Genomic DNA, 21,337 nt, shown 5'->3' with positions numbered 1-21,337 from the left:
GCTTGCAAAAGCCCTTAATGTTACACGAGCTGATGCCTTGGTGAGAAACGTCGGAGAGGATGGATCCGCCGCACTGCGTCGCGCAGCGTGATTGACACGAAAGATCAATCGCGGCAATATAGTTTCGATAGCGAACCAGAAAGCGTCGGAGCCAGCATCGAGAGGCCTCTGGTCGCCGGCGCTCGTTCTTTGCCGAGCACTCACGAGAGGAACCCCATGACCCAGTTCCATGTTTTCGATACCTATGCCGTCAGCGGCAATGGCCGCATTCTGCATTTCGACGTCGTCCTGTCAGAGAAGAGCCAGGAAAAAGCCCTGGCTCACGCTCGCGACTGGCTCGCCGGCATCGGCGAGTCCGCGGCTGCGGTCAGAGCGGAGAGTTGCTGCTTTTGTCACAGCTCGGTGGAAGCCCCCGAGGACGTCAGGCGGGATGTCGCAAGCCAGGGTTACGCGATCATCAAGCTCGAGGGCTGCCCGCACTAGCCGGCGGAGGCGTCAGGGTATCGCAGTACCCGCGTGCCCAGGGGCCGCGCCTTTCCGTTGCAGGGCGCGGCATCCGGGCTCGTTCCGAGCTCAGGCTTCGGCCGTGGCGTCGCGGCTCCGCCGAGCCGAGGTCTTGCGCCCGGCAGCCCGCGGTGTCATCGGATCCGCTCCCAGCGTCCCGACGAGCCGGTCCGGGTAGGCGGCGTCGCTGACTTCGGCCAGGGTACGGCGCGCTCTTTCCAGGCGTTCGATGATCCGCAGCTTCTCCGCGTAGGGCGTGTGGTGGTGCTGGTCCAGGAAGCTTTCCAGGTACAGCACGTGTTTGCGCCACAGATCGATGTCTCGCTCCTGTTTGGTGCGCAAGCGCTCCCGGTACCAGGCCGACCCCAGCAGATTCTCTCGAGTGAACATCGCTCGGATCGCCGGGTGATGCGCGCCTTTGCCTTCGTAGCTCCCCGTTGCCATGATGTAGAGCAGCGCGCGGAGCGGGGGGCAGGCTTCGTCGATACTGCCGTCGTCCAGATACTCCTGAGCAACGCGCCGCTGGGTTTCTACGATGTTGGCAATGCCGTCCACGAAGCAGGCGAGGTCCTGCTTCTCCGGCTTGAGAATTTCCTCGGTCAGCACCAGCGACGGCGTGTCGAACAACTTGCCGAAGTGGTGGTGCACGAAATGACTGGTGATGCGGTAGCCGAGCCGACTGGCCAGGACGGTTTTCCCCTCGTGCTCGAAATCGAGCACGGGTTCCAGGTAGCCTTCTCGGATCAGGTAGTCGGGATCCTGAGCCTGGGGTGACAGGCGGCACCAGATTTCGGGCGCCAGCAGGCTGATGTCGTGATCGACACGGAAGTGGGGTCCCACATGCCCCGCTGCGGTGCTGAAGCCCCCGTAGCCGGTCAGGATGTAGGACACCAGCGCTGCGTTGAGGTCGGCGGTCGCCCGGAGGGCATTGAATGGACCCTTCGTCAGCGCGCCCTCGCTGCCCGCCCCCGTCGTCGACGGCGATTTGCCGGTCAGGCTGCAGATGAAATCCATGAACAGTTCGGGCAGCTCCTGATAATGGATCGGGCTGTAGACGCACAGCGGTCGGATTCCGGACTTCCAGTCGGGCGGATTGTTGCGCCGGCCGGCCAGCACGGCGCCGACCGGCCACATTACCGGTTCGTGCAGCGGTATACGTCGGCTCAGGCGGGCCCCCATCTCGGCCAGATAAGGCTTGAACTCGTCTTCGAGATCCTGCCGTAACTGCAGATAGCGCGGATTCTTGCTCGGCTTTCCGTCGACGATCCGTGGATGTGCGGACGAGACCGCGAAACCCTCCCCGGACTTGACCGCAGCCTGCAGAAATTCCTGCATCGGCGGGCTGTACTGGTTGAAGCCGATCACGTCGTCCACCAACGACTGCACCTCGCGCGTTCCCAGCGGTTCGAAATTGGAGATGAAGTTGCCGCTCTGGGTGAGATCGCGCTCGGCTTGCAGGTCTAGGCCACGGTGCACGGCGTCGTCGGGGCGCTGGAAGAGGCGGTATTCGCAGTTGTGGGTCAGCTTGACGCTGGGATTCACGATTGCCGGGGGACGATTCCGCAACTGATGGGTCGGAATCACGACCGAAGCCGTGATGTCGTCCTCCATCTGCAGCTTTTCGGCGGCAATGTAGTCCTGACGCAGCTTGAACACGCGCCACGAGCCATTCTGTTCGAAACCGATACGCAGGTACGACGCGACCAGTGCCCGGTCGTCCATCTTCAACTCATGACCGGGACTGCCGTTGACGATGTCGGTAGCGAAATGCCTGCGCCAGTCGGTGCCCCATTCGGGCCGATAGAAGCGCTTGATCATGAAAACGATCGACTTGATGCGCGTCGGGATCGTTTCGAGCCAGGCGTTATAGTCGTCGGTGAAGGTGCTCGGTGACGGGTTGAGCAGCTTGATCACGGAACCGAGGCTGCGCTTCGGACTCAGCAGCGGGGTGCAGCGACGCTTGCTGTAGTCCGGTCCCATCCCCGGCCGGTAGCGATCGCTATAGTCGCGGTTGCACAGCGATTCGACGAAATCCAGATCCTGCTCCAGATCGGCGACGAAGACCGGTCCGAACAGAATCGTGTTGTCGATGGACTTGGAAATCTCCGACTTGCCGCCGCCGGAAACGGTGCAGGGCTTGTGGCACAACAGTCCCTCGGCATCGGTGCCGACCAGTCGCCACGACGGTGCCGAAGGATGTTTGCGCATCTCGATCTTGTAGCCGGTCGGATGCATGTAGACCTGGCCTGGGCGGAGCGGGATTCGCTGGGTGCTGTCACCCAACCGCCAACTGATGCGCTGATTGTTGAGATCGACCTGCATGTCCTCCGGCAGATAGCACAACTGTGGGAATCGCTTGTCGATGCCATAGCCTTCAGGCTGGATGTCCATGATGTCGCCGAAGCGGGCCTTCACATCGGCGAAGTTGTGGTCGGTCAGGCGGATCCGGGGGTCGGCCCCGAATTCCTCGCCATGATTGTGACTGGCGAAGGTCAGCGCTCCGCCGGCATGTTCTTCTTCGGCCAGACCGAACAGATTCGCGGAAAAACTGATCTGGGTCTTGACCTCTTTCTTGCAGTACCCGAAGTAGTTGTCGGTAATCAGCGTGACGATGGTTCCCGAAGCATCACGCGCGGTGATCTTGTAGGGTTCGCCGTCGTTGTACAGTTCGCTCTCGTCCTGCCAGCACATTCGGTCGGCGCGCTGGCGTTCGGTCGCCTGACTGTAGCGCGGCAGTCCGAGTTCCTTCTTGGTCATGCCGAGTAGATGCGGAGCCAGAATGATGCAGCCGGTATGCCCGGTCCAGTGGTCGATGTCCAGCCCGGCGTCGTTTTCCGGCAGGTGGGGATTGCCGGCGTTGCCGAAGATGCTCTCTACGAAGTCGAGGTTGGATACCATGCCGCCCGGAGCGAAGAAGCGGATCTCCATGCTCTTTTCCGGCAGCACTCCCGGCACGGCGGGGCTGACCGTGGGTCGCAGCAACAGGGATACGAAAATCTCGGCCGGCTCTTCCTCGCGGCAGGTGAAGGGCAGCCCCAGCAAGTCGCGCGGAGGATTCAATGCTGCCTGCAACAGTCGGGCGAAGGCCAATTTCGGCACGGCGCGCTTGTCGCTGGGGATCGGCAGGCCCCCCTCGGCGATATGGAATGAGCCCTTCGTGGTGCGACGGTCGCGCAGCGTGTTGTGGAGCACGCCCTGGCGGACTCGGTAGCTCTTGATGATATCCGATTCGAAACGGTCCCCATCCGGCGGCAACGACAGTTCGCGTGCGATGCCGAACCGGTGCAGGATTAGCGTGTTCGATGGCAGGCGCAGCGGATTCGGCAGGCGCAGATCGGCCAGATAGGCGTCCAGGAAAGTCTGGATGCGCTGGTCGGCAGGACAGAGGTAGTCGGGCACGAGACGCGACTGGGCGCGGTAGCAGTGAACGAGATCCTCGGCCACGCTGATGAAATCGCCGGTATTGACCTGTTGGCAGATCGGCTGACCGGCCGCGGCGAGGGTCAGATTAATGTTCAGGAAGTGACGGCGGCGTAGCCGCGATTCGTCGGGGTTCAAGTCGGCAGGCGTGAGCCCGATGGCCTTTTTGACGTCCACGGTTGAGTGTCCTCGACTTTCGTACGGTTTCAGAAGCTTGCGGGCTGGACCTCAGGGACCGCTTGATGGGTTCCAGCGATATTCCTTAAGCGCTAAGCAGTTTTTGCGCCGTTCCGTAAGCGTCTGACTCGCTGTGAGACCGTAACCTCTAGCTGATCGCTTTTGGGGCTCGCGGCGTCAGGCTGCGCCATCTGGGTGCGCTCTGCCTGTCCCGGCATCTCGGCGCCGCGATCCGCAACGGTGAGGGCAGGCGAAAACGCGTTTTATCTCGACGGCTCTGGTCCGGCGTTTCGTCAGCGGGAGGGCAGCCGGATCGTCGCCACGACGCTGTTCCCGTTGCCCTGATACTCGAGGGTGTCGAAGCTCTTGGCGCGCGCCAGCGCGATGCCGCGACCGTTCAGGTCGAAGGCGCGTTTGGGATCGAAGTCGAGATAGTCTCGCCACTCGAAGCCCTGCCCCTCGTCGGTGATCGTGATGACCATTTGGGTAGGGCGACGCTCGAAATGCAGACGGACCCGCTTGTCGCGGTTCTCGTCCAGATTCATGCGACGATCGATTTCCTCGTGCCAGGTGTCGTTGAAGAGCAGGTGGCTTTTCTCGGCGTAACTGATGCCAAGATTGCCATGTTCAACGGCATTGATCAGCAATTCACGCAGGCCGAGGATCGCGGTCTCCGGTTCGGGGCATACCGCAGCAAGAAAATCGGCCAGCAGGCACCCGTCCTCGATCGAACGAAAACGGAAGATGCCGCTCTCCAGATGCTGGAACGGCCGGTGCGCCAGTCGGACCCGGTCGAGCATCTGCCGATGTTCACGGAATTGCGCGGTCGCGGCCCGGACGACGCTGATCAATACCTTCGGGTCGAAGGGTTTCGTCAGATAATAATGCGCCCCGGCGTTCAGGCCCTCCTGAATGCTGGCCGGGTCGGTGACAGCGGTCTCCATTATCACCGGAATGTCCATCAGTTCCGGCATGGCCTTGATTTGTCGCAGTAACTGCATCCCGTCGAGCCGCGGCATTTCCCAGTCGAGCAGGATGGTCTCGAAAGCATGATCGCCGGCCACGAGCCGTTCCCACGCTTCTTGTCCATCGCCCGCCAGAACGACATCGAAACCGGCGTCGATCAGATTGTCCTGAATGACGAGGGCGATGATTTCCTCGTCTTCTACCAAGAGAACGCGCGGGCGGGTCATGGGGAGCGCCGCCCGGCTTTCCATCGCGACCTGACGCGGCGCGCCATCGCTGCCAGTTCGCGGAACACCGGCCAGCGGTCGAACCACCGATTCGGGTAGATGTCGCTGCGCGAACTGCGCTGACCGCCGAGGCTGGGCACGGTGATCAAGGTCAGCACGTCGGGATTCTGCTTGCGAAAGGTGGAATAGGCACCGTCGACATGCATGGGACTGCCGTCCGGATGGCCTGGGGGGCGTTGCAGCAGGGCATCGAAGAAGTCCAGCAAACGGTCGAAGATCGCTGCGTTGATGCCGTAAAAATGGGTCGTCATCAGCGGGCCTGAGTAGGGCTGCAGCAGAGCAGGGCGGCCGGAAAGCGTTGCCTGTTCCAGCGCATGTCCGAAATAGACGAAGCCCCAGTCATTGGTCCGTAGCGTCTCGATCATCTCCGCGGCATGAGCCTTCAGCCCCGGGTCGATGGTGAGGTCGTCCTCCATCACCAGGACATTGCGCAGACCCTCCGTGCGGGCTTGTCGCAGAATGCGGTGGTGGCTCTCGAAGCAGCCGCGCGCGCCCAGACTCGGGAAGAGGCCCGCATCCGGCGGGCGCACCGCGCTAAACAACTCGACGCGGCCGGGTGCGAACGGCATGCCCGCGTCGAACAGTTCCTGTTGCATTTCCCGCCGCCGATCTGCCCGCTCGGGCAGATTGACCACATAGCAGCGGTCGAAGTAATCCAACAGCGTCATGGAAAGATTCTCCGTTGCCTACGGCATATGTGCTCACGAACCGGCTTGGGCTCGCCGGGAGGGGGAGTGGGGGCGGTGAAGCCCGGATCAGCGCGTGGGAGTTTGCCACGGAACGTTACGGCGAGGAAGCGCGCTGGCGCGGACGGTGTTCGCATGGCGCACAGGTTCCGCTTGGTTCACAATAACGTTTGAATGCCGGCGAAATGGGAGCTCGGGCCATGTATGGAATGGTGAACAAGGCACTTGAAGAAATGGTGTGCGCGCGCCTGGGGGATGCCGTCTGGGAGGAGATCAAGACGCGCGCCGGGGTCGACGTGGACGTGTTCGTCAGCAATGACCCATACCCGGACGAAATGTCATTCGGCCTGGTGACGGCGGCAGCCGAGGTCACCGGGCTCCCGGCCCAGGCTCTCCTCGAAGATTTTGGCCGCCACTGGATTCTCTGCACGGCACGGGAAGGCTATGGCGAGTTACTCGACGCCTGCGGTGACACGCTGCCGGAGTTTTTGTCGAATTTGCCCAGCTTTCATACCCGTGTCGCGATGATATTCCCGAAACTCCAGCCTCCGATCTTCGAATGCACCGATCTGACGGAACACTCGGTTCGCCTTCACTATCGGACCCACCGCTCGGGTCTGACCGCATTCCTGGTCGGTTTGCTGCACGGTCTGGGCGCGCGTTTCGACACCGAGCTGTCCGTGACCCTGGAACAGAGCCGGGACGCGGGCGCGGATCATGATGTTTTCCTGCTCGCGTGGCCCTGATTCGATTTCCCGAGCGGACCCATGACTTCGACCGGGGATCGATCGCAGCCTGCGCCAGGCCTGTCGAGCGAGCAATTTGAATCCCTGTTTCCTTTCCATGTCGCTATCGACAGCGACATGACGATCTCCAGCGCCGGCCGGTCGTTTCGTCGACTTTGCCCGGACGTCCCGGTCGGTGCCGTGCTGACCACCTTCTTTGCCTTGAAGCGGCCGCAGGTTGTGCTCGGGTTCGCGGCGTTGCGCGAGTCGGCGGGAAAGCTGTTGCTGTGGCAGCGCATCGGGTCCGAACTGACTTTGCGGGGACATGTACTGGAACAGCCGGAAAATGGCTGCTTGCTGATGATTTGGTCGCCTTGGTTAACGGACACGGCAGAGATCCGATCCCACGGGCTTTCGGTCGAGGATTTCCCGCTGCACGACCCGGTCATCGATCTCCTCCAAGTGGTGAGGTCCCACACCATGGCGCTGGCCGACGTGCGCAAACTCGCGGACAAGCTGACTGCCCAGCGGGCCCAGTTGCGCGAGACCAACGCGGCCCTGAATCAGCAGTACGCATTGCTGCAGGAGGCCCAGCTCAGCTTGCAGGCCAAGGAGGCAGAGACCCGCAAGCTGGCGTTGGTCGCGGCCGGCACGGACAACGGCGTGGTATTGACCGACGCGCTCGGTCGCACGGAATGGGTCAACGAAGGCTTCACACGGATGACCGGGTATACGCTGGAGGAGATGCGCGGCAAGACGCCGGGCAGCGTGCTGCAGGGGCCCGGCACGGACCGCGATGCCTTGGAGGAAATCCGCGCCCGGCTCAGGGCGGGGCAGGGCTTCCGTTGTGAATTGCTCAATTACCACAAGAGCGGGCGGGAGTATTGGGTTTCCATCGAGGTCCAGCCGATTTGCGACGAAGACGGAAACGTCGTGAATTTCATGGGTATCGAGTCCGATGTAACCGAACGGCGCCTGAGCGCCGCCGCGCTCGAGGCCAGCGAAATCCGCTACCGTTTGTTGGTCGGCAGCCTCCGCGAGGTGGTCTTTCAGACCGATGCAGCGGGGAGGCTGACGTTCCTGAACCCGGCCTGGACGCGGATCACCGGTCAGGCAGTCGACGAGAGTCTTGGCAAGACGATCGTCAGTTTTCTGCATCCGGATGATCGTGCGCGCTTCCGCCGCTCGTTGGCGGACGTGGTCGACGGTGACGGGTCTGCCAGCTTCCTGGACGAATGCCGTCTCAGGATGCACCCGCAGCGCTACGGTTGGGTCGAATTCTCCGCGCACGCCAGCATCGATCTGAGCGGTGTCTCGGGGACCTTGAACGACATCACCGAACGGCGGAAGGCGGCACAGATCATGCTGGATGCCGCGCAGGCGGCCGAGTCGGCGAACCGCGCGAAGAGCGAGTTTCTGGCGACCATGAGCCACGAGATCCGCACGCCGATGAACGGCGTGCTGGGGATGACGGAACTGCTGTCGCATACCGATTTGCAGCCCGATCAAAGGGAGATGGTCGAGACTATCCAGACCAGTTCTTCCGCTCTGCTGCGAATCATCAATGACATCCTCGACTTCTCGAAGGTGGAGTCGGGGACGATCAGCTTCGAGGAAGACGACTTCGACCTCGCTCCGCTATTGAGCGAGGCGCTTGATGTCGTCCGGCCCGAAGCCCGGCGGAAGGGTCTGCGTCTGCAGTCGAGCTGCGATCCCCGACTCAGTGGAGCGCTGCGGGGGGATGCCGGCCGGCTGCGGCAAGTGGTCCTGAATCTGCTCAGTAACGCGGTCAAGTTCACCGAGAGCGGGGAGGTCACGCTGCACGTCATGCGGCTGAATGCTCACCGCGATCTCGTCACGCTGCGGTTCGAGGTTCTCGACACCGGCCCGGGTATCCCGGAACGCGAACAGCGCAATTTGTTTCAGCCCTTCAGCCAGTGTGACGCAACCCCGTCCCGGCGCTACGGTGGTACCGGCCTGGGGCTCGCAATCTCCCGCAAGCTGGTGCAGTTGATGGGGGGAGATATCGGGGTCGAGAGCACACCGGGCAAGGGCTCCTGCTTCTGGTTCCAGGTGACTCTGGTGCCCGCGGAAAAAGCCGCCGCACGCGCCAATGTGAACATGTTCCAGGGTGCGAAGGTCTGCTTGGTCGTGAACCAGGAGGATCTGCGCGCAACGCTCGAAAATTCCCTGGCGTCCTGGTTCGTCGACTGCCACTCGGTCCGCAGCCTCGACGAGGCGATTTCCGCCTGTAGTGCCACGGAGCCGGAACAGCGGCATTCCGGCATCATCCTCGTTGAGCAAGCGTTGATGTCGGTGCAATCCGCGACGCGCATTCGGGCTCGTGGTCTGGCCCGGCTCGTCCTTTTGACGCATTCCGGCGACTTGCCGGACGAGCACGATGAATTGGATTCACTGGTCGACGCTTATCTGGTTGCACCCGTCGGCCGTTCCCAGTTGTTCGATTGTCTCTCGGCTTTCGTGTCTCAGCCCGCCGGCGACAGGGGGCAGGGCGCGGTCTCCCGTGCCGATCCGGAACTGCCCGCATCAGCAGAACCTCGCCCCGAACGGGAGACTCCGGCATGCCGCGTCCTGTTGGCCGAGGACAATGAAGTCAATCGTCGCGTCGCTGTGATGATGCTGGAAAAGCTGGCGTATCAGGTTGACTGCGCCGCCAACGGGCAGCAGGCGCTCGAGATGATGCAGCAGCACGCCTACGAGGTGGTGTTCATGGATTGCCAGATGCCGGTGATGGACGGGTTTCAAGCGACCGAGGCGATCCGGCGCCGGGAGCAGGCCGATCCCGGTCTGGGGCATGCCTATATCGTCGCGGTCACGGCCAATGCACTGGCCGGGGATCGCGAGCAGTGCCTGGCCATCGGTATGGACGATTATCTAAGCAAGCCGCTAAGCCTCGAGAAACTGCGCGACGCCCTGGCGCGATGCGCCGAATCGCGGCCGACGCACGCGGGCGGACCTTTGCCAAGACGCGACGCCCTTGCGACGCCGCAGCCGGTGGCGGCACCAGATGAGTTTCCGGTGCGGGTGGAGCGGTCGGTGTTGTCCGGTTTGCTGGACGACCTGGGAGAGTCGGGGGCCGTTGTGCTGGATCAGGTCCTGACGGTGTTTCTGACCGACACGCCCGTCAGCTTGCGCGAACTAAGGCAAGCGCTGCCAGCGGGCGATTTCGAGCGCGTGGCCCGGCTTGCCCACCGGCTCAAGGGCAGCAGCAGCCAGATCGGCGCGATCCTACTGGCGGAACAGGCGCTTGCCATCGAGACGTTGGCCTCGACTCGCGATGGCCCGGGTTTGAGCCGGCTGGTTGCCGAACTGGACGCGGAATGGCCGGCGACGGCACAGGAACTCGAAAACTGGAGGACCGCTTCCTCCGCTGCAGCCGTCGCACGTGTCGAACCGTCATGACGGATCTGTCACCCATTCACCGGTCGCTCGCCACGTCGCCAGGGCCTCACACCTCATGACACCGCAATCCAGCGCCTCGGCTTCTCGTCCCGGATTCCCGGCCCTTTCCGACTATCAGGACATGCTGCGGCGATTCCCGGATTATCTGCGGCGCGGGTGGCGGGTGCCTGATGGCCAACCGGAATACTTCGGTGATCCTTCCCACGGTGAAGCCGGTATGCGCGCGATGGGTAACGTCGTGTTCACTGCGGCACTCCTGGCGACGGATCCGCAGTGCGCGGATGGGGCCGCCGCGCCGGTTCAGCAGGAGATGCTCGGTTACGCCCGCAAGGCCTTGCGCTACATGACGCAAGGCCATCGGACCGGGGCGGGTCGGTGCGGGGATGGTGGCCAATGGGGTGGCGTCTGGCAGTCGGCCTGGTGGACGGCGCGGATGGCAATGGGCGCGCGCCTGCTGTGGCCGCAACTGGCCGAGGACGAGCGGCGCGATGTCGAACGGGTGATCGTCTTCGAGGCCGATCTTCAGTTGCCGCGCATCGTGCCGAGCGGCCTGGCCGAAGATACCAAGGCCGAGGAGAACGCCTGGGACACCGAGATCCTGGCCGCCGCGCTGGCCCTGTTCCCCGCGCACGCGCACGCCACCGCGTGGCGCGAGAAGCTGATCGAGTTCGCGATGAATACGCTGTCCGTCCCGCAGGATCGCTGGGACGAGCGTCTGGTCGATGGTCGCCGCATCCGCGATCAGGTGTATACGACGAACCTGCACAGCGATTACACGCTGGAGAATCACGGTGCCTACCATTTCTGCTACGTAGCCAGTCCCTTGCAGTCGATTGCCTGGACGTTCTACGCACTCGCGGGCGGCGATGCGCCGCTGCCAGTCCCGGAGGCCCTCTTTCATCACGTCGAGGATCTATGGCGGCGGGTCAAACCCACCTTTCTGGACACCCGATTCGCTTATGTGAGCGGCAAGGATTGGGCGCGCTACACCTACGGTTTGTATTTCATCGTGCCGGCGCTCGTGTTGGTCCAGAGTCGCTACCGGGACGGCGATGCGCGGGCGATCGAGTCCGCCCGCGTGCAGTGCCTGGCGAGCGAGCAAGCCGAAAATCCGGATGGTTCTTTCTTCGGTCGACGCTTTACCGACCCCATACGCTACGGGCAGCCGGCCAAGTACGAGACCGACTGTTTTGCCAATCTGGCGCTGGCCTACCGATTACATGCGCTGCTCCGCCCGCAGTTGGCACCGACGCCACTGTCGGAGCTGCAACGGAATCTCGGCGGATGCCATGTCAGCCCCGAATGCGGTGTCGCATTTGCGCGCAGCGAACATGTCTTCGCCTCGTTCTCCTGGCGTACCCTCACCACACCCTTCCCGATCGCCTTGTTCATCCCCATCGGTGCGGACGACATGGCGGAGTGGCAGGGCAACAATCTGCTTGGCCGCATCGTTGCCGACGAGCCGGCACACTCGGTCGCGATAAGGTCTATGACCACGTCCCGTTCGGGTTTTCGTGTCGAAGGGATCGTCGCCTATCGGGATCATCAGGCGCGGCCACTGTACGATCAACACCTGCTGTACGATGTCGACCCCGAGGCCCGGGAGGCGACGGTCCGTTGCCGTTTTGTGGCGAAACGGCGGATTCATGTTCGCAGCGCCCTGGGGTTGACCCTCGCGATTGCCAATGACCGGTTTAACGGATTTCGACGCGTCTACCATGCACCGGATGGACCGACCGAGATCGTCTTCGACCCAGATGCGCCGAATCCTTTCGGCCGAGGCAAGTCGGGATTGCTGGCGCGGATCATCAGCCGCCTGGGCCGACAGCTCGGCTTGGACATCCAGCGCACCGCGTTTGCCGGAAACTGGATCAATGTCGATGACCGTTTCGGCATCGTCTGGTGTGGTGAGGCTGCCGCTCCGTTCGTCTTGCATCGGGCCCAGGGTCGCAACGTACCCGACGGCAGTCTGCACTACGACGTACTGGTCGCGCCGGAGCTTCGGCTCAAACGCCGCTTCGATGCCGAGGAGGAGATCCTGGCGGTCGAGTTCCGGCTCATCGCCGGAACTGCCGACCAGACCCGCGAGGCCGCCATATCAGGGTCCGCCCTAGGGGGGGATGCTCCCGTTACCTAGGCAATTATTGGTATCATTCGCTGTTGGCGATTACACACGGAGAAACGGCATGGTACTGACCCATCGGCTCGATGAAGGCATCGACATCGTCGAGGTTTCAGGCCGGCTGGCGCTCGCGGAGGTCGCGGAGGCCCGAGGAAAGCTGAAAGACATCGCGGAGACGGGTACGGGCAAACTGATCGTGGATTTGTCGGGCACGACGTTCATGGATTCGGGAGGTCTATCCGTGCTCGTTTCGGCGTTCAAGGCGACACAAGGTCGCCAAGGTCGAATGGTTCTCGCGGCACCGACCGCCAATATCCAGTCCCTGATCGAACTGACCCGGCTGCAGCAGATCTTCGAGATTTTTCAGACGCGTGAATCTGCGGTCGCTGCGCTGAACAAATCCTGAGCGAAATCTGTGGCGGCGACCGGGATGGCGCTGAGCGCGGCAGATCTGCCGTTTTTGGTTGAGCGCAAGGTGTCCGCTAGATGTCGACCCTCCGCGGGACTCCGGAGATGTTTCCTCCCGGATCACAGTCTGACAACGATACTCTCGGCGGGGGGCGCAACGCTCGCCGTCTGCGTTGTTCGGTGGCTTTTACTTCGGGTGATGTTATTTGTGCCGCTCATGCTGGCGGGCTGTGGAGCCTGGGAAGTCGTTCCCGATGGTCAACCCGGGGCAATCGAAGCCTTCGAAGTTCCGAAACGTTCGACAAAGGTTTCCCCTGACGCAGCCGTCAACGCGTTCAAGGCTGAGACCGACCAAGCCTCGGATTATCGCCTTGGGGACGGCGATGACGTGTTTCTGGAAGTCGTAGGGCGCCCTGAACTTTCCGGGGCTCATCGTATCGGCCCAGATGGGCGTATCACACTCTCGGTGGCTGGACCGATCATGGTGCGCAACCTGACCCGGCAGGAAGCGGCGGATGCCATCACAAGAGCGATGCTGCCCTACTATCGGAACGTCTATTCGACGGTGCGCGTCGACAAGTACAACTCCAATCGCGTCATCGTGATCGGACGTGTCGAGAGCCCCGGAGCACTGGCATTCGAGACGCCTCCCCACCTGTTGGAAGTGCTGGCCAAGGCGGGGGGCTTGCCGTTGATTCGCAAGGAGCAGGTGCTCACGCGGTGCGCGGTGATCCGTGGCGAAAAGATTCTGTGGGTCGATCTCAAGCGCCTGCTCACAGGAGATACCGCACTCAATATCCGCCTCCAGCGCGATGACGTCGTCTACATCCCCGACAGTACCGACACCTCTGTGTTCGTGTTGGGCGAAGTCAAGCAGCCCGGTGTTTACCGACTCACTCCACAGATGTCGTTGATGGACGCGCTCAGCCAGGCCGGCGGGCCCAGCCGAGAGGCAAATATGGACGATATTCACGTGATACGTCCCAACAAGGGTGTGAACTTGGCGCTGTCGATGGAAGAGTTGCTCAGCGCGGATCCAAAACTAAATGTCGCCATAGAAGAAGGCGATATTCTCTACGTGCCGCGTAGCGGAGTGGCCAAAGTCGGTTATATCGTTCAGCAGATGAATCCATTCGGGTACCTGTTCCTGATCAAAGCCTTCGCGTTCCCCTGAGGGCAGCCATGAGCAGCGCACCGCCCAGCGAAGGCACGCCGCCGCCGAATCTGTCGACCGGTGCTTTCATGCCGCTGCACAGTCTGCGGAAGCGCTGGAAGATCGGAGCGGCAATCGCTTCGGTCATGTTGATCATCGGCCTGCCAGTGGCGTGGATCAAAGGCGATCCTATCTATGCCGTAACAGCCGTCATCTACGTCGCGCCGCGCTTCGTCAATATCCTGCAGGAAGGCAGCGGCCAGGAGATTGCGTCCTACCAAGCCTACCGGCAGTTCGTCGAACAGCAGTCGCGCACGATCGGCCGCTATGACATTTTGGTCGATGCGTTGCGCCGTATGGGCGAGCGAAGCAAGGTATGGCAGCTCCCGGGCGAAACGGAACGGCGGGCTGCCGAGCGGCTGCAGGCGTCGCTGAAAATCACCGCCATCAAAGACACCTACCTGATCACGGTCGGTTTGGAGGCCGCACAGCGTGAGGGACTGGATGAGGTCGTCAATTCCGTGGTGGACACCTATCTCATGAAGGTCCGCGGTGAGGATCTTTTCTATGCGGCCGACCAGCGCCTCGCCAACCTGCGGTCTCAGCGCGAGACGCTGGTCGGTGCGATCACCAAGAGCAACAAGCGCCGTCTTGAGATCGCGCAGGAGCTCGGAGTCACCACTTTTTCGGACAGGGGCGTGAACCCCTTCGACCAACTGTTGGCCGATAGCCGCAATGCGCTGGCGGAGGCGACGCGGGAGCGCATGGAGGCCGAGGCTCGCGCCGATGCCTTCGACGCGACGCGCAACAAGGATGGGGCCGCTGCCTTGGCCGCTGCGACCAGCGAACTTGTCGCCAAGGACGGAGGGCTGTTCACGTTGAAGTCCAATCTGAATCAGCGGCGCACCAAGTTGCTGGAAGCATTTAGCGGACTGAACCCGGAGCATCCGATTTATGCGCAAGTGAAGGGCGAGATCGACGAGATCGACAACGAGTTGGGCAGCGAGACGAAGAAGGTGACCGAAACTGTCAGAGCGATGCTGCTGGAACAGCGATTGTCGGAAGCGAGACTGACTCGCCAGATCGAACGGCAACTGAGCGAACAGCTGGACCAAAGTCGCCAGAAGGCTTCCTGGTTCGCGGAGCGATATGATGAGGGTGTCCGCCTGACGGATGAGATAGAACGCGACCGAACCCAACTCGATGCGATCGACAAGCGCATCGGTTTCCTGGAGCTCGAATCCAACGCACCCGGATTCATCCGGATGGAGAGTCCCGCCCGCCCGCCGGAGATCCCGGTCGGCGGAGGCAAGAAGAAGCCGTTCATGATGTCGCTGCTCGCCGCGCTGGCATTGGGGTTGGGTATTCCCATCCTGATCGACTTGTTGGATCGCCGGATCCGGACGGCAGGTCAGGTGCACAAGATCCTGGGCCATGCGCCATTGGCGTCGCTGCTGGCGGACTCGTCCAGCACGGCCATTCGGCGCGTACTGGCCGACCAGAAGCGGCGCTTGAGCCTTGCGCTGGAGCGCGAGCGACGCGAGCAGGGAGCCGATGTGATGCTGATGACCTCGGTCAAGGCGGGCGCGGGCGTAACCTCCCTGGCGTTCGACCTTGCCCGGGAATTCGACTTGTTCGGCGTGCGGGCCTTGGTCGTGGAGGTCAATCCGGTTCAGCCCGATGCGAGGTATCGCGTCTCGGCCACGCATGACGGTTTGTTCGACGTGCTCGCCGCCGATGTTCCGGCGGCATCGGCGATCGTCCCGGCGGAGGGGGCTTTGCCGGACCGGCTCGGGATCGGTCTGACACCCGAGGCTCATTTGTTCGGCTACCACAAGCTGGACGCCTTGCTGGCGGAGCTTAAGCAGCAGTACGGGGTCATCCTGCTCGACGCGCCCCCGGTGCTGTTGTCGGCGGATGTGGAATATCTTGCTGGATCAGCCGATCTGACGCTGCTGTTGATCGGTGCGATGCAGGTCATGCCCGGTGAACTCAGGCGGGCCGCGACTATCCTGGAACGCGCCTGCCCGAGGACCATCAGCTTCATCGTCACGCACCTTGAGGTGACCTGGGCCGGTGGCTACTATGCCAAAATGGTGCGCGAGTTCGAGGAAGCGGAAGACGCCGCGATCAAGAACCTCGGTTCCCCATCCGTTCCGGTGTGACCGTTGAAACTGCTGATGCGATGAACGTGCCCCCTTCACTTTCCGTCGTAGTGATCGGTCGCAACGAAGGTGAACGGCTGGTTCGTTGCCTGGAGTCGATCCGCCTGGCGACTGCCGCGATCGGTTCCGTCGAAATCATCTACGTGGACTCGGCCTCGCATGACGGCAGTCCGGACAGGGCTCGCGCCTTGGGTGCGAACGTCATCACCGTTCGTCCGACCCGGCCCAGTGCCGCCATCGGCCGTAATGCCGGCTGGCGTTCGGCTGCCGCGGAGAACGTCCTGTTTCTGGATGGCGATACCCTCCTTGAACCTGGTTTCGTCGAACGGGCTCTGGCGGAACTCGAGAATCCGGACGTGGCCGTGGTCTGGGGCCATCGGCGCGAAGTCAGGCCGGATGCGTCGGTCTACAATCGGGTCATGGACCTGGACTGGATCTATCCGCCGGGGCCCTCGGATTTCTGCGGGGGAGACGCACTGATGCGGCGCGCGGTCCTTGAAGCGGTTGGGGGCTTTTCCGAGGAACTCATCGCCGGCGAGGAGCCGGAGCTGTGTCAGCGCATTCGCGCGCGTGGTCTGAGCATCCTGCATGTCGATCAGCCGATGACACGCCATGACCTGGCGATCGAGCGGTGGTCGGCTTACTGGAAGCGCGCGGTGCGCGCGGGCTATGCGTATGCGGAGGTTTCGCAACGGCTGAAGCGCAGCGGATTTCCGCTGTGGGTGCGCGATGCGCGCCGCAACCTGATCCATGCGGCCGTGCTGGTGGCACTCGTGGTCGCTGCGCCGGTCATGGGCCTTTTGGTCGGTGCGTGGTGGCCGATCCTCCTGGCTGCGACGCTGGCGCTGGGCTTGGTTCTGCGCTCGGCCTACAAGGCGCGTTGGAAGTCCCAAGACCTGCTGACCCTAATGTGCTACGGCGTTCATTCGCATCTCCAGCAGATCCCGATCGCACTGGGCCAGCTCAGCTACTGGTGGGACCGCTGGCGCGGGCAGCCCCGGTTCCTGATCGAGTACAAATAAGCCATGGCCGTTGACCCGAAACGTCTGCTTGCCCGGTTGCTGGTGCCGCTGGCGTGGCTGAGAGGACGGCTGGACGGGGCAGGGCGGTTGTGGGCCTACGCCCGGCTGGACCTCGCCCTGGGCGGTCGGCTCGATCCAACGACCGTGGTCCTGGGTTGCCCCGAGCTGCATGGCACGCGGGCGATGACTTTCGGCAAGCATCTTTACCTTTACCGGGACCTTTATCTGGAGACGCAGGGGGCCGGGCACATCCGCATCGGCGATGGTGTCGTGATCTCACGCGGGGTGCATATCGTCGCGTTCCAGGAGATCAGCATCGGCGATGGGGCGATGATCGGCGAGTACACAAGCCTCCGCGATGCCAATCACCGTGTCGTCCCGGGCGAGTCGCCGCGCGACACGGACCACGTCGCAAAGCCGATACGGATTGGGCGCAACGCGTGGATCGGACGGGGCGTGATGGTGCTGCCGGGAGTTACGATCGGCGAGGGGGCGGTCGTCGGCGCCAACGCGGTAGTGACCCGTGACGTCGCCGCCGGCGAGACGGTCGTCGGTATCCCGGCCCGTGCTGTAATGCGGGGGGCCAACCCGCACTCGCGCTGACCCGTGCCATGGAAATTCTGCTCGTCGACGACGATCCCACGACGCTGTTGCTGATCGGGCTTCGCTTGCGAACCCTGCAGTTCGACGTCATCGAAGCGCGCGATGGTCTCGAGGCGCAGGCGATCCTCCGGCAGCGATCCGTGGCCCTGGTGCTTTGCGACTGGAACATGGAGGGCATGGACGGCATCGATCTGTGCCGCTGGCTGCGGGCGGATGCGAGCCGCCCCTACACCTATTTCATCCTGCTGACGGGACGCAACGACAAACAGTCGTTGATCGACGGCATGGATGCGGGGGCTGACGACTTTCTGGTCAAACCGGTCGATCCGGAAGAGCTCAAGGTCCGGATCAGGGCCGGTCAGCGCCTCATCGAACTTCAGGCACAACTCGCTGAGAAGAACCGGGCTCTGGAACATTTCAACAACGAGTTGCAGCAGCGGTATGACAGTGTCTACCGCGAGCTCGACGGTGCTAACAAGATCTACATCACACTGTGCCGCGACATCGATGCGGCGGCGAAGTTGCAACAGTCGTTGCTGCCGGCTCCGGCGACCATGGGTGGAATCCGCAGCGATGGTCTCTTCCTGCCGGCGCAGATGCTGGCCGGCGACATGTTCGGTTACTTCGAGCTGGACGCGGACCATCTGGCGTTCTTCATCCTCGATGTGTCCGGTCACGGCGTACCGTCGGCGCTGTTTTCCTTTTCGGTCGCGCAGATCCTTACCCCCAGCGGGGAAAATTACAGCCTGCTGAAACGCCCGAGCACGTCGCCCCCGTACTTTACTCTGACGCCTCCGGCTCAGGTTGCCGCCGAACTCAATGCCCATTTCGCGTCGGCTGACGATCGTGACATCTATTTCACGATGATCTACGGGCTGATTCATCATCCATCCGGTAACGTTACCTTCGTTCAGGCGGGGCATCCGCCGCCGGTACTGGTTCGGGGCGATGGCGGCGGCGCCCGTCACGTGGGGTCCGGCGGGTTCGCGATCGGCTTTTTCCCCGATCTGCCCTATGACGAGATCCAGCTACAGATGACACCGGGGGATCGGCTGGTCCTCTACTCCGACGGGATCGTCGAGTGCTGTAACGCCGAGGGCGAAGCGTATGGCGTGGAACGGCTGGAGCGCCTGCTGCTCACGCATGCCGACCGGAGCCTCGAACAGCTGATCCCGGCTGTTCGAGCCGAGCTGCTCGCATGGCGGGGCGTCGCGGAGTTCGACGACGACATCAGCTTACTGGTCCTGGAGCGCCCATGAGCACGGAAAAGGAAGCGATCGGGGCCGTGCCGGAGGGTGTTGCGGCGTCGGTGCGGCTGCAACTCGAGTTCACCTGCGAACTGGGCTCCATCCATTACGCGATCGTTGCGGTCCGGGCCTGGTGCGATCTGACCGAGATCGCCAGCGGGGTGGCCTGGAAGATCGAGCTGGCGGTGGCTGAGGTGCTGAGCAACATTGCCGTGCACGGTTACCGGCAACAGCCGGACCAGCCGATCACGGTCGTCTGGCACAAGGAGCGCGACCGGCTGCGGATCGAAATCCGCGACCGCGGAGAGCCGATGGCATTGCCGCCCGGTGCAGATTTCCCGGACTCTGCCGAGGAGCGCGGCCGCGGCTGGCCCATCATTCGAGCTTGCATGGACCGCATCGCATATCGCGTCGAGGACGGCATCAATGTGCTGACGCTGGAGAGGGATCTGCCGGCGGCATGAGGCCGGTCCTCTCGGGGATCGCAGTCGACGGGAGTGCTTGCGACGGTAGTTCCGGCTGCGCCGGCTTTTCCCGGGCGCGCTCTACCGCGCGCACGGCCGCATCGTATTTCGGAGCGTCCGCCTGATCGCGATATTCCTTGAGTCCCCAGCTGCCCCAGAGCGTGTAAGGCGACACGCTGTTCCATAGGTTGTAGAGACCGCCCCCGGCCGCCTGCCAATCGGCGAGGTGAAGCGCATAAGCTTCTCCCATGCGGGTATCGCGGTTGGCGGCCATCAGCAGTTCGTTCGCCGATTTGTCGTTGAGCGTTTCGGCCAGGCCGACCAGATGCTGACCACCTTCGTAAGCCACCAATTCGAGGCCATGATTGCGGGCGACGGCCGCGCTGAGCCGCATATGCTCGCTCGCTTGGCTCAAGGCGCCATGTTGCGGGCCGTCATCGAATTCACCGCCGTCGAACACTTCGGCAAACACGCTGTCGAGTCCGCCACCCGGTTGCCCCGCCCAGGACCGCAGAGCCGGAAGATGCTTGGGGTTGCCGATATAGAAACCGAAGTACGGGGCGACTGCGAGGCCCTGTATGCCGTGTTTCACGCAGGGGGTATTGCCTGCTTCGCTCGCCCACAGCGGACACTCCAGCGCCTGTTTCGCGGTCCAGGGGTTCGCCGCCTGCGCACCCATGATGCAGGTCAGGCGGGCCGAATCGGCCGCGAAGACCTGATGCCAGAGGTCGCAGATCTGGGCCGCGCGCATGCCGTACCATTGCAGGCGCTTGCCGAAAGGGGTGTCTTTGGCGTTCGGCCAGCGCGCCAGAGCCTTGGCTTCGACCCACGCTCCCCCCGGGAATGCGGTGTTCCAGACCTCGTTGCTGTACTCGACATAGACTCGGCGCGCCGGCTGCAGGTGGTCGTGAACGTAGGTCGCGAACTGTCGTACGTAGTCGTCATCCGAGCGGGTGGGCATATTGACCCAGATGTCGGTTCCGGTCCGGTTGCCGAGAGCCACGATCATTTCGACCGGACCACCATCAGCGTGGTCCGAAACCCAGGTGAAGCGCTCGGGCGAAGTCCGCTGGTCCCACCGTTCGGTCCAGGAGGCATTGGTGTTCTGGAAAGCCATGAAGCGAATCGCGCGGAACGGGCGCAGGTTCGCCAGAAAAGCGGGATGAAAGGGCTGATCGGTTTCGCTGTCCTCGAAGGATCGGCAAGTGCCGTTGTTCGGGCACGCTTCTCCGGTGTCCGAAATGCTGCAGGCGAGGGCGGGATCGGAGGCGCACGCACCACCTTCGGGGAAGATGCGTATGTTGCGGAGGTAGCGCCCGCTTTTGCGTGGATCGGTCGCGGCGATGGTGAGCTGAAACCAGGTCTGATTTCCGTCCGTGGTCACATCGAGGACGTCCCGTCCGGGCTTGGAGAGCGCCGCGTTCCGCGTGGCGCCGCGGCCGTAGACCAGACGTCCCTCGCCGTCGTAGCGCACCACGAAGCGGCCGGATGTGCGAAGCGGGCTGAGGCCCGTCGGAATCAGTGTGCTGACCGACGTGAAGTTGGTGTGGTTGACGGTGCCCTGGCTGACGTCGGGGAGGCTTCTCGGGTAGCCCTGTTCGTCCAGGTCCAGTTTGTCCTGTTCCTTGGTATTCCAGCTGTTGGCGCCGGCAACCCCGAATAGCCCGTCGGCGCAATAGGGATCCTGGCGCGGGTCGCACTGCGTGAGCCAGGGCGATGCCATTTTCGCCAGATTGACGAATGCCGCCTCCGTGCCCCAGTACGCCAAGCCTTCGATATTGATGCCGAGTCGCAGCGGCCGCTGTTCCGGGGTGGGGTCGGTCCGGTTGCACCCGGCCGTGATCAATGCCACCGAAAGTATCCAGGCTGCTCGAGCCAGAACCCAACGCGGTGATTGTTCGATGAATGCGATCATCGTCTTCCGACCTCCTTCATGCCGCGGATACCGAACGTATCGAACGGGCC

Annotated in this window: 15 protein-coding genes; 11 read left to right on the top strand and 4 right to left on the bottom strand. The window is 62.9% G+C overall.

The annotated features are described in order from the left end of the window. Nucleotides 1-216: 216 nt before the first annotated feature. Nucleotides 217-483, top strand: coding sequence for a DUF2024 family protein (locus ACW73L_RS03160; RefSeq protein WP_129884806.1), 267 nt, complete (start codon nt 217-219; stop codon nt 481-483). Nucleotides 484-573: 90 nt separating this feature from the next. On the opposite strand, the gene ACW73L_RS03155 is transcribed toward ACW73L_RS03160, so the two are convergent. From ACW73L_RS03155 to ACW73L_RS03145, 3 genes are all read right to left on the bottom strand, one after another. Continuing rightward, a complete protein-coding gene (locus tag ACW73L_RS03155) occupies nt 574-4,101 on the bottom strand; it encodes a PPi-type phosphoenolpyruvate carboxykinase family protein (protein WP_498919939.1) in 3,528 nt (1,175 codons plus the stop codon). 293 nt (nt 4,102-4,394) lie between these two features. Continuing rightward, nucleotides 4,395-5,294 (bottom strand): response regulator, encoded by a 900-nt coding sequence (locus ACW73L_RS03150; RefSeq protein WP_498919938.1) that lies wholly within the window; start codon nt 5,292-5,294, stop codon nt 4,395-4,397. Next, a complete protein-coding gene (locus tag ACW73L_RS03145) occupies nt 5,291-6,022 on the bottom strand; it encodes a glycosyltransferase family 25 protein (protein ID WP_498919936.1) in 732 nt (243 codons plus the stop codon). Before ACW73L_RS03145 ends, ACW73L_RS03150 begins: the two co-directional genes overlap by 4 nt. Before the next feature lie 218 nt (nt 6,023-6,240). Between ACW73L_RS03145 and ACW73L_RS03140 the strand changes: the two genes are divergently transcribed. From ACW73L_RS03140 to ACW73L_RS03095, 10 genes are all read left to right on the top strand, one after another. Continuing rightward, nucleotides 6,241-6,786, top strand: a complete 546-nt coding sequence (locus ACW73L_RS03140; protein WP_139556887.1) for a heme NO-binding domain-containing protein — start codon at nt 6,241-6,243, stop codon at nt 6,784-6,786. A 21-nt stretch (nt 6,787-6,807) separates the two neighbouring features. Then, nucleotides 6,808-10,188, top strand: coding sequence for an ATP-binding protein (locus ACW73L_RS03135; protein ID WP_498919935.1), 3,381 nt, complete (start codon nt 6,808-6,810; stop codon nt 10,186-10,188). Between the two features lie 55 nt (nt 10,189-10,243). Beyond that, nucleotides 10,244-12,325 carry a hypothetical protein gene (locus ACW73L_RS03130; protein ID WP_498919933.1) on the top strand — a complete coding sequence of 694 codons (2,082 nt, stop codon included), beginning with the start codon at nt 10,244-10,246 and terminating at the stop codon, nt 12,323-12,325. 49 nt (nt 12,326-12,374) lie between these two features. Further along, complete coding sequence (locus ACW73L_RS03125; RefSeq protein WP_498919931.1) at nt 12,375-12,716, top strand: STAS domain-containing protein; 342 nt, start codon at nt 12,375-12,377, stop codon at nt 12,714-12,716. Between the two features lie 201 nt (nt 12,717-12,917). Next, nucleotides 12,918-13,892: an SLBB domain-containing protein gene (locus ACW73L_RS03120; RefSeq protein ID WP_498919930.1), complete on the top strand. Its 975-nt coding sequence runs from the start codon at nt 12,918-12,920 to the stop codon at nt 13,890-13,892. Nucleotides 13,893-13,900: 8 nt separating this feature from the next. Beyond that, entirely contained in the window at nt 13,901-16,036 is a 2,136-nt protein-coding gene (locus tag ACW73L_RS03115; protein WP_498919928.1) for a GumC family protein, read from the top strand. A 20-nt stretch (nt 16,037-16,056) separates the two neighbouring features. Next, the gene (locus ACW73L_RS03110) at nt 16,057-17,058 is read left to right on the top strand and encodes a glycosyltransferase family 2 protein (RefSeq protein ID WP_498919927.1); all 1,002 of its coding nucleotides are present in this window, start codon (nt 16,057-16,059) and stop codon (nt 17,056-17,058) included. A 3-nt stretch (nt 17,059-17,061) separates the two neighbouring features. Further along, nucleotides 17,062-17,661: an acyltransferase gene (locus ACW73L_RS03105; protein WP_498919925.1), complete on the top strand. Its 600-nt coding sequence runs from the start codon at nt 17,062-17,064 to the stop codon at nt 17,659-17,661. 8 nt (nt 17,662-17,669) lie between these two features. Then, nucleotides 17,670-18,920 carry a PP2C family protein-serine/threonine phosphatase gene (locus ACW73L_RS03100; protein WP_498919924.1) on the top strand — a complete coding sequence of 417 codons (1,251 nt, stop codon included), beginning with the start codon at nt 17,670-17,672 and terminating at the stop codon, nt 18,918-18,920. Then, nucleotides 18,917-19,372 (top strand): ATP-binding protein, encoded by a 456-nt coding sequence (locus tag ACW73L_RS03095; RefSeq protein WP_498919922.1) that lies wholly within the window; start codon nt 18,917-18,919, stop codon nt 19,370-19,372. Before ACW73L_RS03100 ends, ACW73L_RS03095 begins: the two co-directional genes overlap by 4 nt. On the opposite strand, the gene ACW73L_RS03090 is transcribed toward ACW73L_RS03095, so the two are convergent. Continuing rightward, nucleotides 19,332-21,287, bottom strand: a complete 1,956-nt coding sequence (locus tag ACW73L_RS03090) for a cellulose-binding protein (protein ID WP_498919921.1) — start codon at nt 21,285-21,287, stop codon at nt 19,332-19,334. The two genes, ACW73L_RS03095 and ACW73L_RS03090, sit on opposite strands and share 41 nt — an antisense overlap. Nucleotides 21,288-21,337 lie beyond the last annotated feature (50 nt).

This window comes from Methylolobus aquaticus (genome assembly GCF_054172105.1).
Note: the sequence above shows the minus strand (reverse complement) of the source record. Positions and strands in the feature narration are given on the sequence as shown.

Coding starts and splice junctions, on each gene's coding strand:
- ACW73L_RS03160 (WP_129884806.1), top strand. CDS start 217: ATGACCCAGTTCCATGTTTTCGATACCTATGCCGTCAGCGGCAATGGC.
- ACW73L_RS03150 (WP_498919938.1), bottom strand. CDS start 5,294: ATGACCCGCCCGCGCGTTCTCTTGGTAGAAGACGAGGAAATCATCGCC.
- ACW73L_RS03145 (WP_498919936.1), bottom strand. CDS start 6,022: ATGACGCTGTTGGATTACTTCGACCGCTGCTATGTGGTCAATCTGCCC.
- ACW73L_RS03140 (WP_139556887.1), top strand. CDS start 6,241: ATGTATGGAATGGTGAACAAGGCACTTGAAGAAATGGTGTGCGCGCGC.
- ACW73L_RS03135 (WP_498919935.1), top strand. CDS start 6,808: ATGACTTCGACCGGGGATCGATCGCAGCCTGCGCCAGGCCTGTCGAGC.
- ACW73L_RS03130 (WP_498919933.1), top strand. CDS start 10,244: ATGACACCGCAATCCAGCGCCTCGGCTTCTCGTCCCGGATTCCCGGCC.
- ACW73L_RS03125 (WP_498919931.1), top strand. CDS start 12,375: ATGGTACTGACCCATCGGCTCGATGAAGGCATCGACATCGTCGAGGTT.
- ACW73L_RS03120 (WP_498919930.1), top strand. CDS start 12,918: ATGTTATTTGTGCCGCTCATGCTGGCGGGCTGTGGAGCCTGGGAAGTC.
- ACW73L_RS03115 (WP_498919928.1), top strand. CDS start 13,901: ATGAGCAGCGCACCGCCCAGCGAAGGCACGCCGCCGCCGAATCTGTCG.
- ACW73L_RS03110 (WP_498919927.1), top strand. CDS start 16,057: ATGAACGTGCCCCCTTCACTTTCCGTCGTAGTGATCGGTCGCAACGAA.
- ACW73L_RS03105 (WP_498919925.1), top strand. CDS start 17,062: ATGGCCGTTGACCCGAAACGTCTGCTTGCCCGGTTGCTGGTGCCGCTG.
- ACW73L_RS03100 (WP_498919924.1), top strand. CDS start 17,670: ATGGAAATTCTGCTCGTCGACGACGATCCCACGACGCTGTTGCTGATC.
- ACW73L_RS03095 (WP_498919922.1), top strand. CDS start 18,917: ATGAGCACGGAAAAGGAAGCGATCGGGGCCGTGCCGGAGGGTGTTGCG.
- ACW73L_RS03090 (WP_498919921.1), bottom strand. CDS start 21,287: ATGATCGCATTCATCGAACAATCACCGCGTTGGGTTCTGGCTCGAGCA.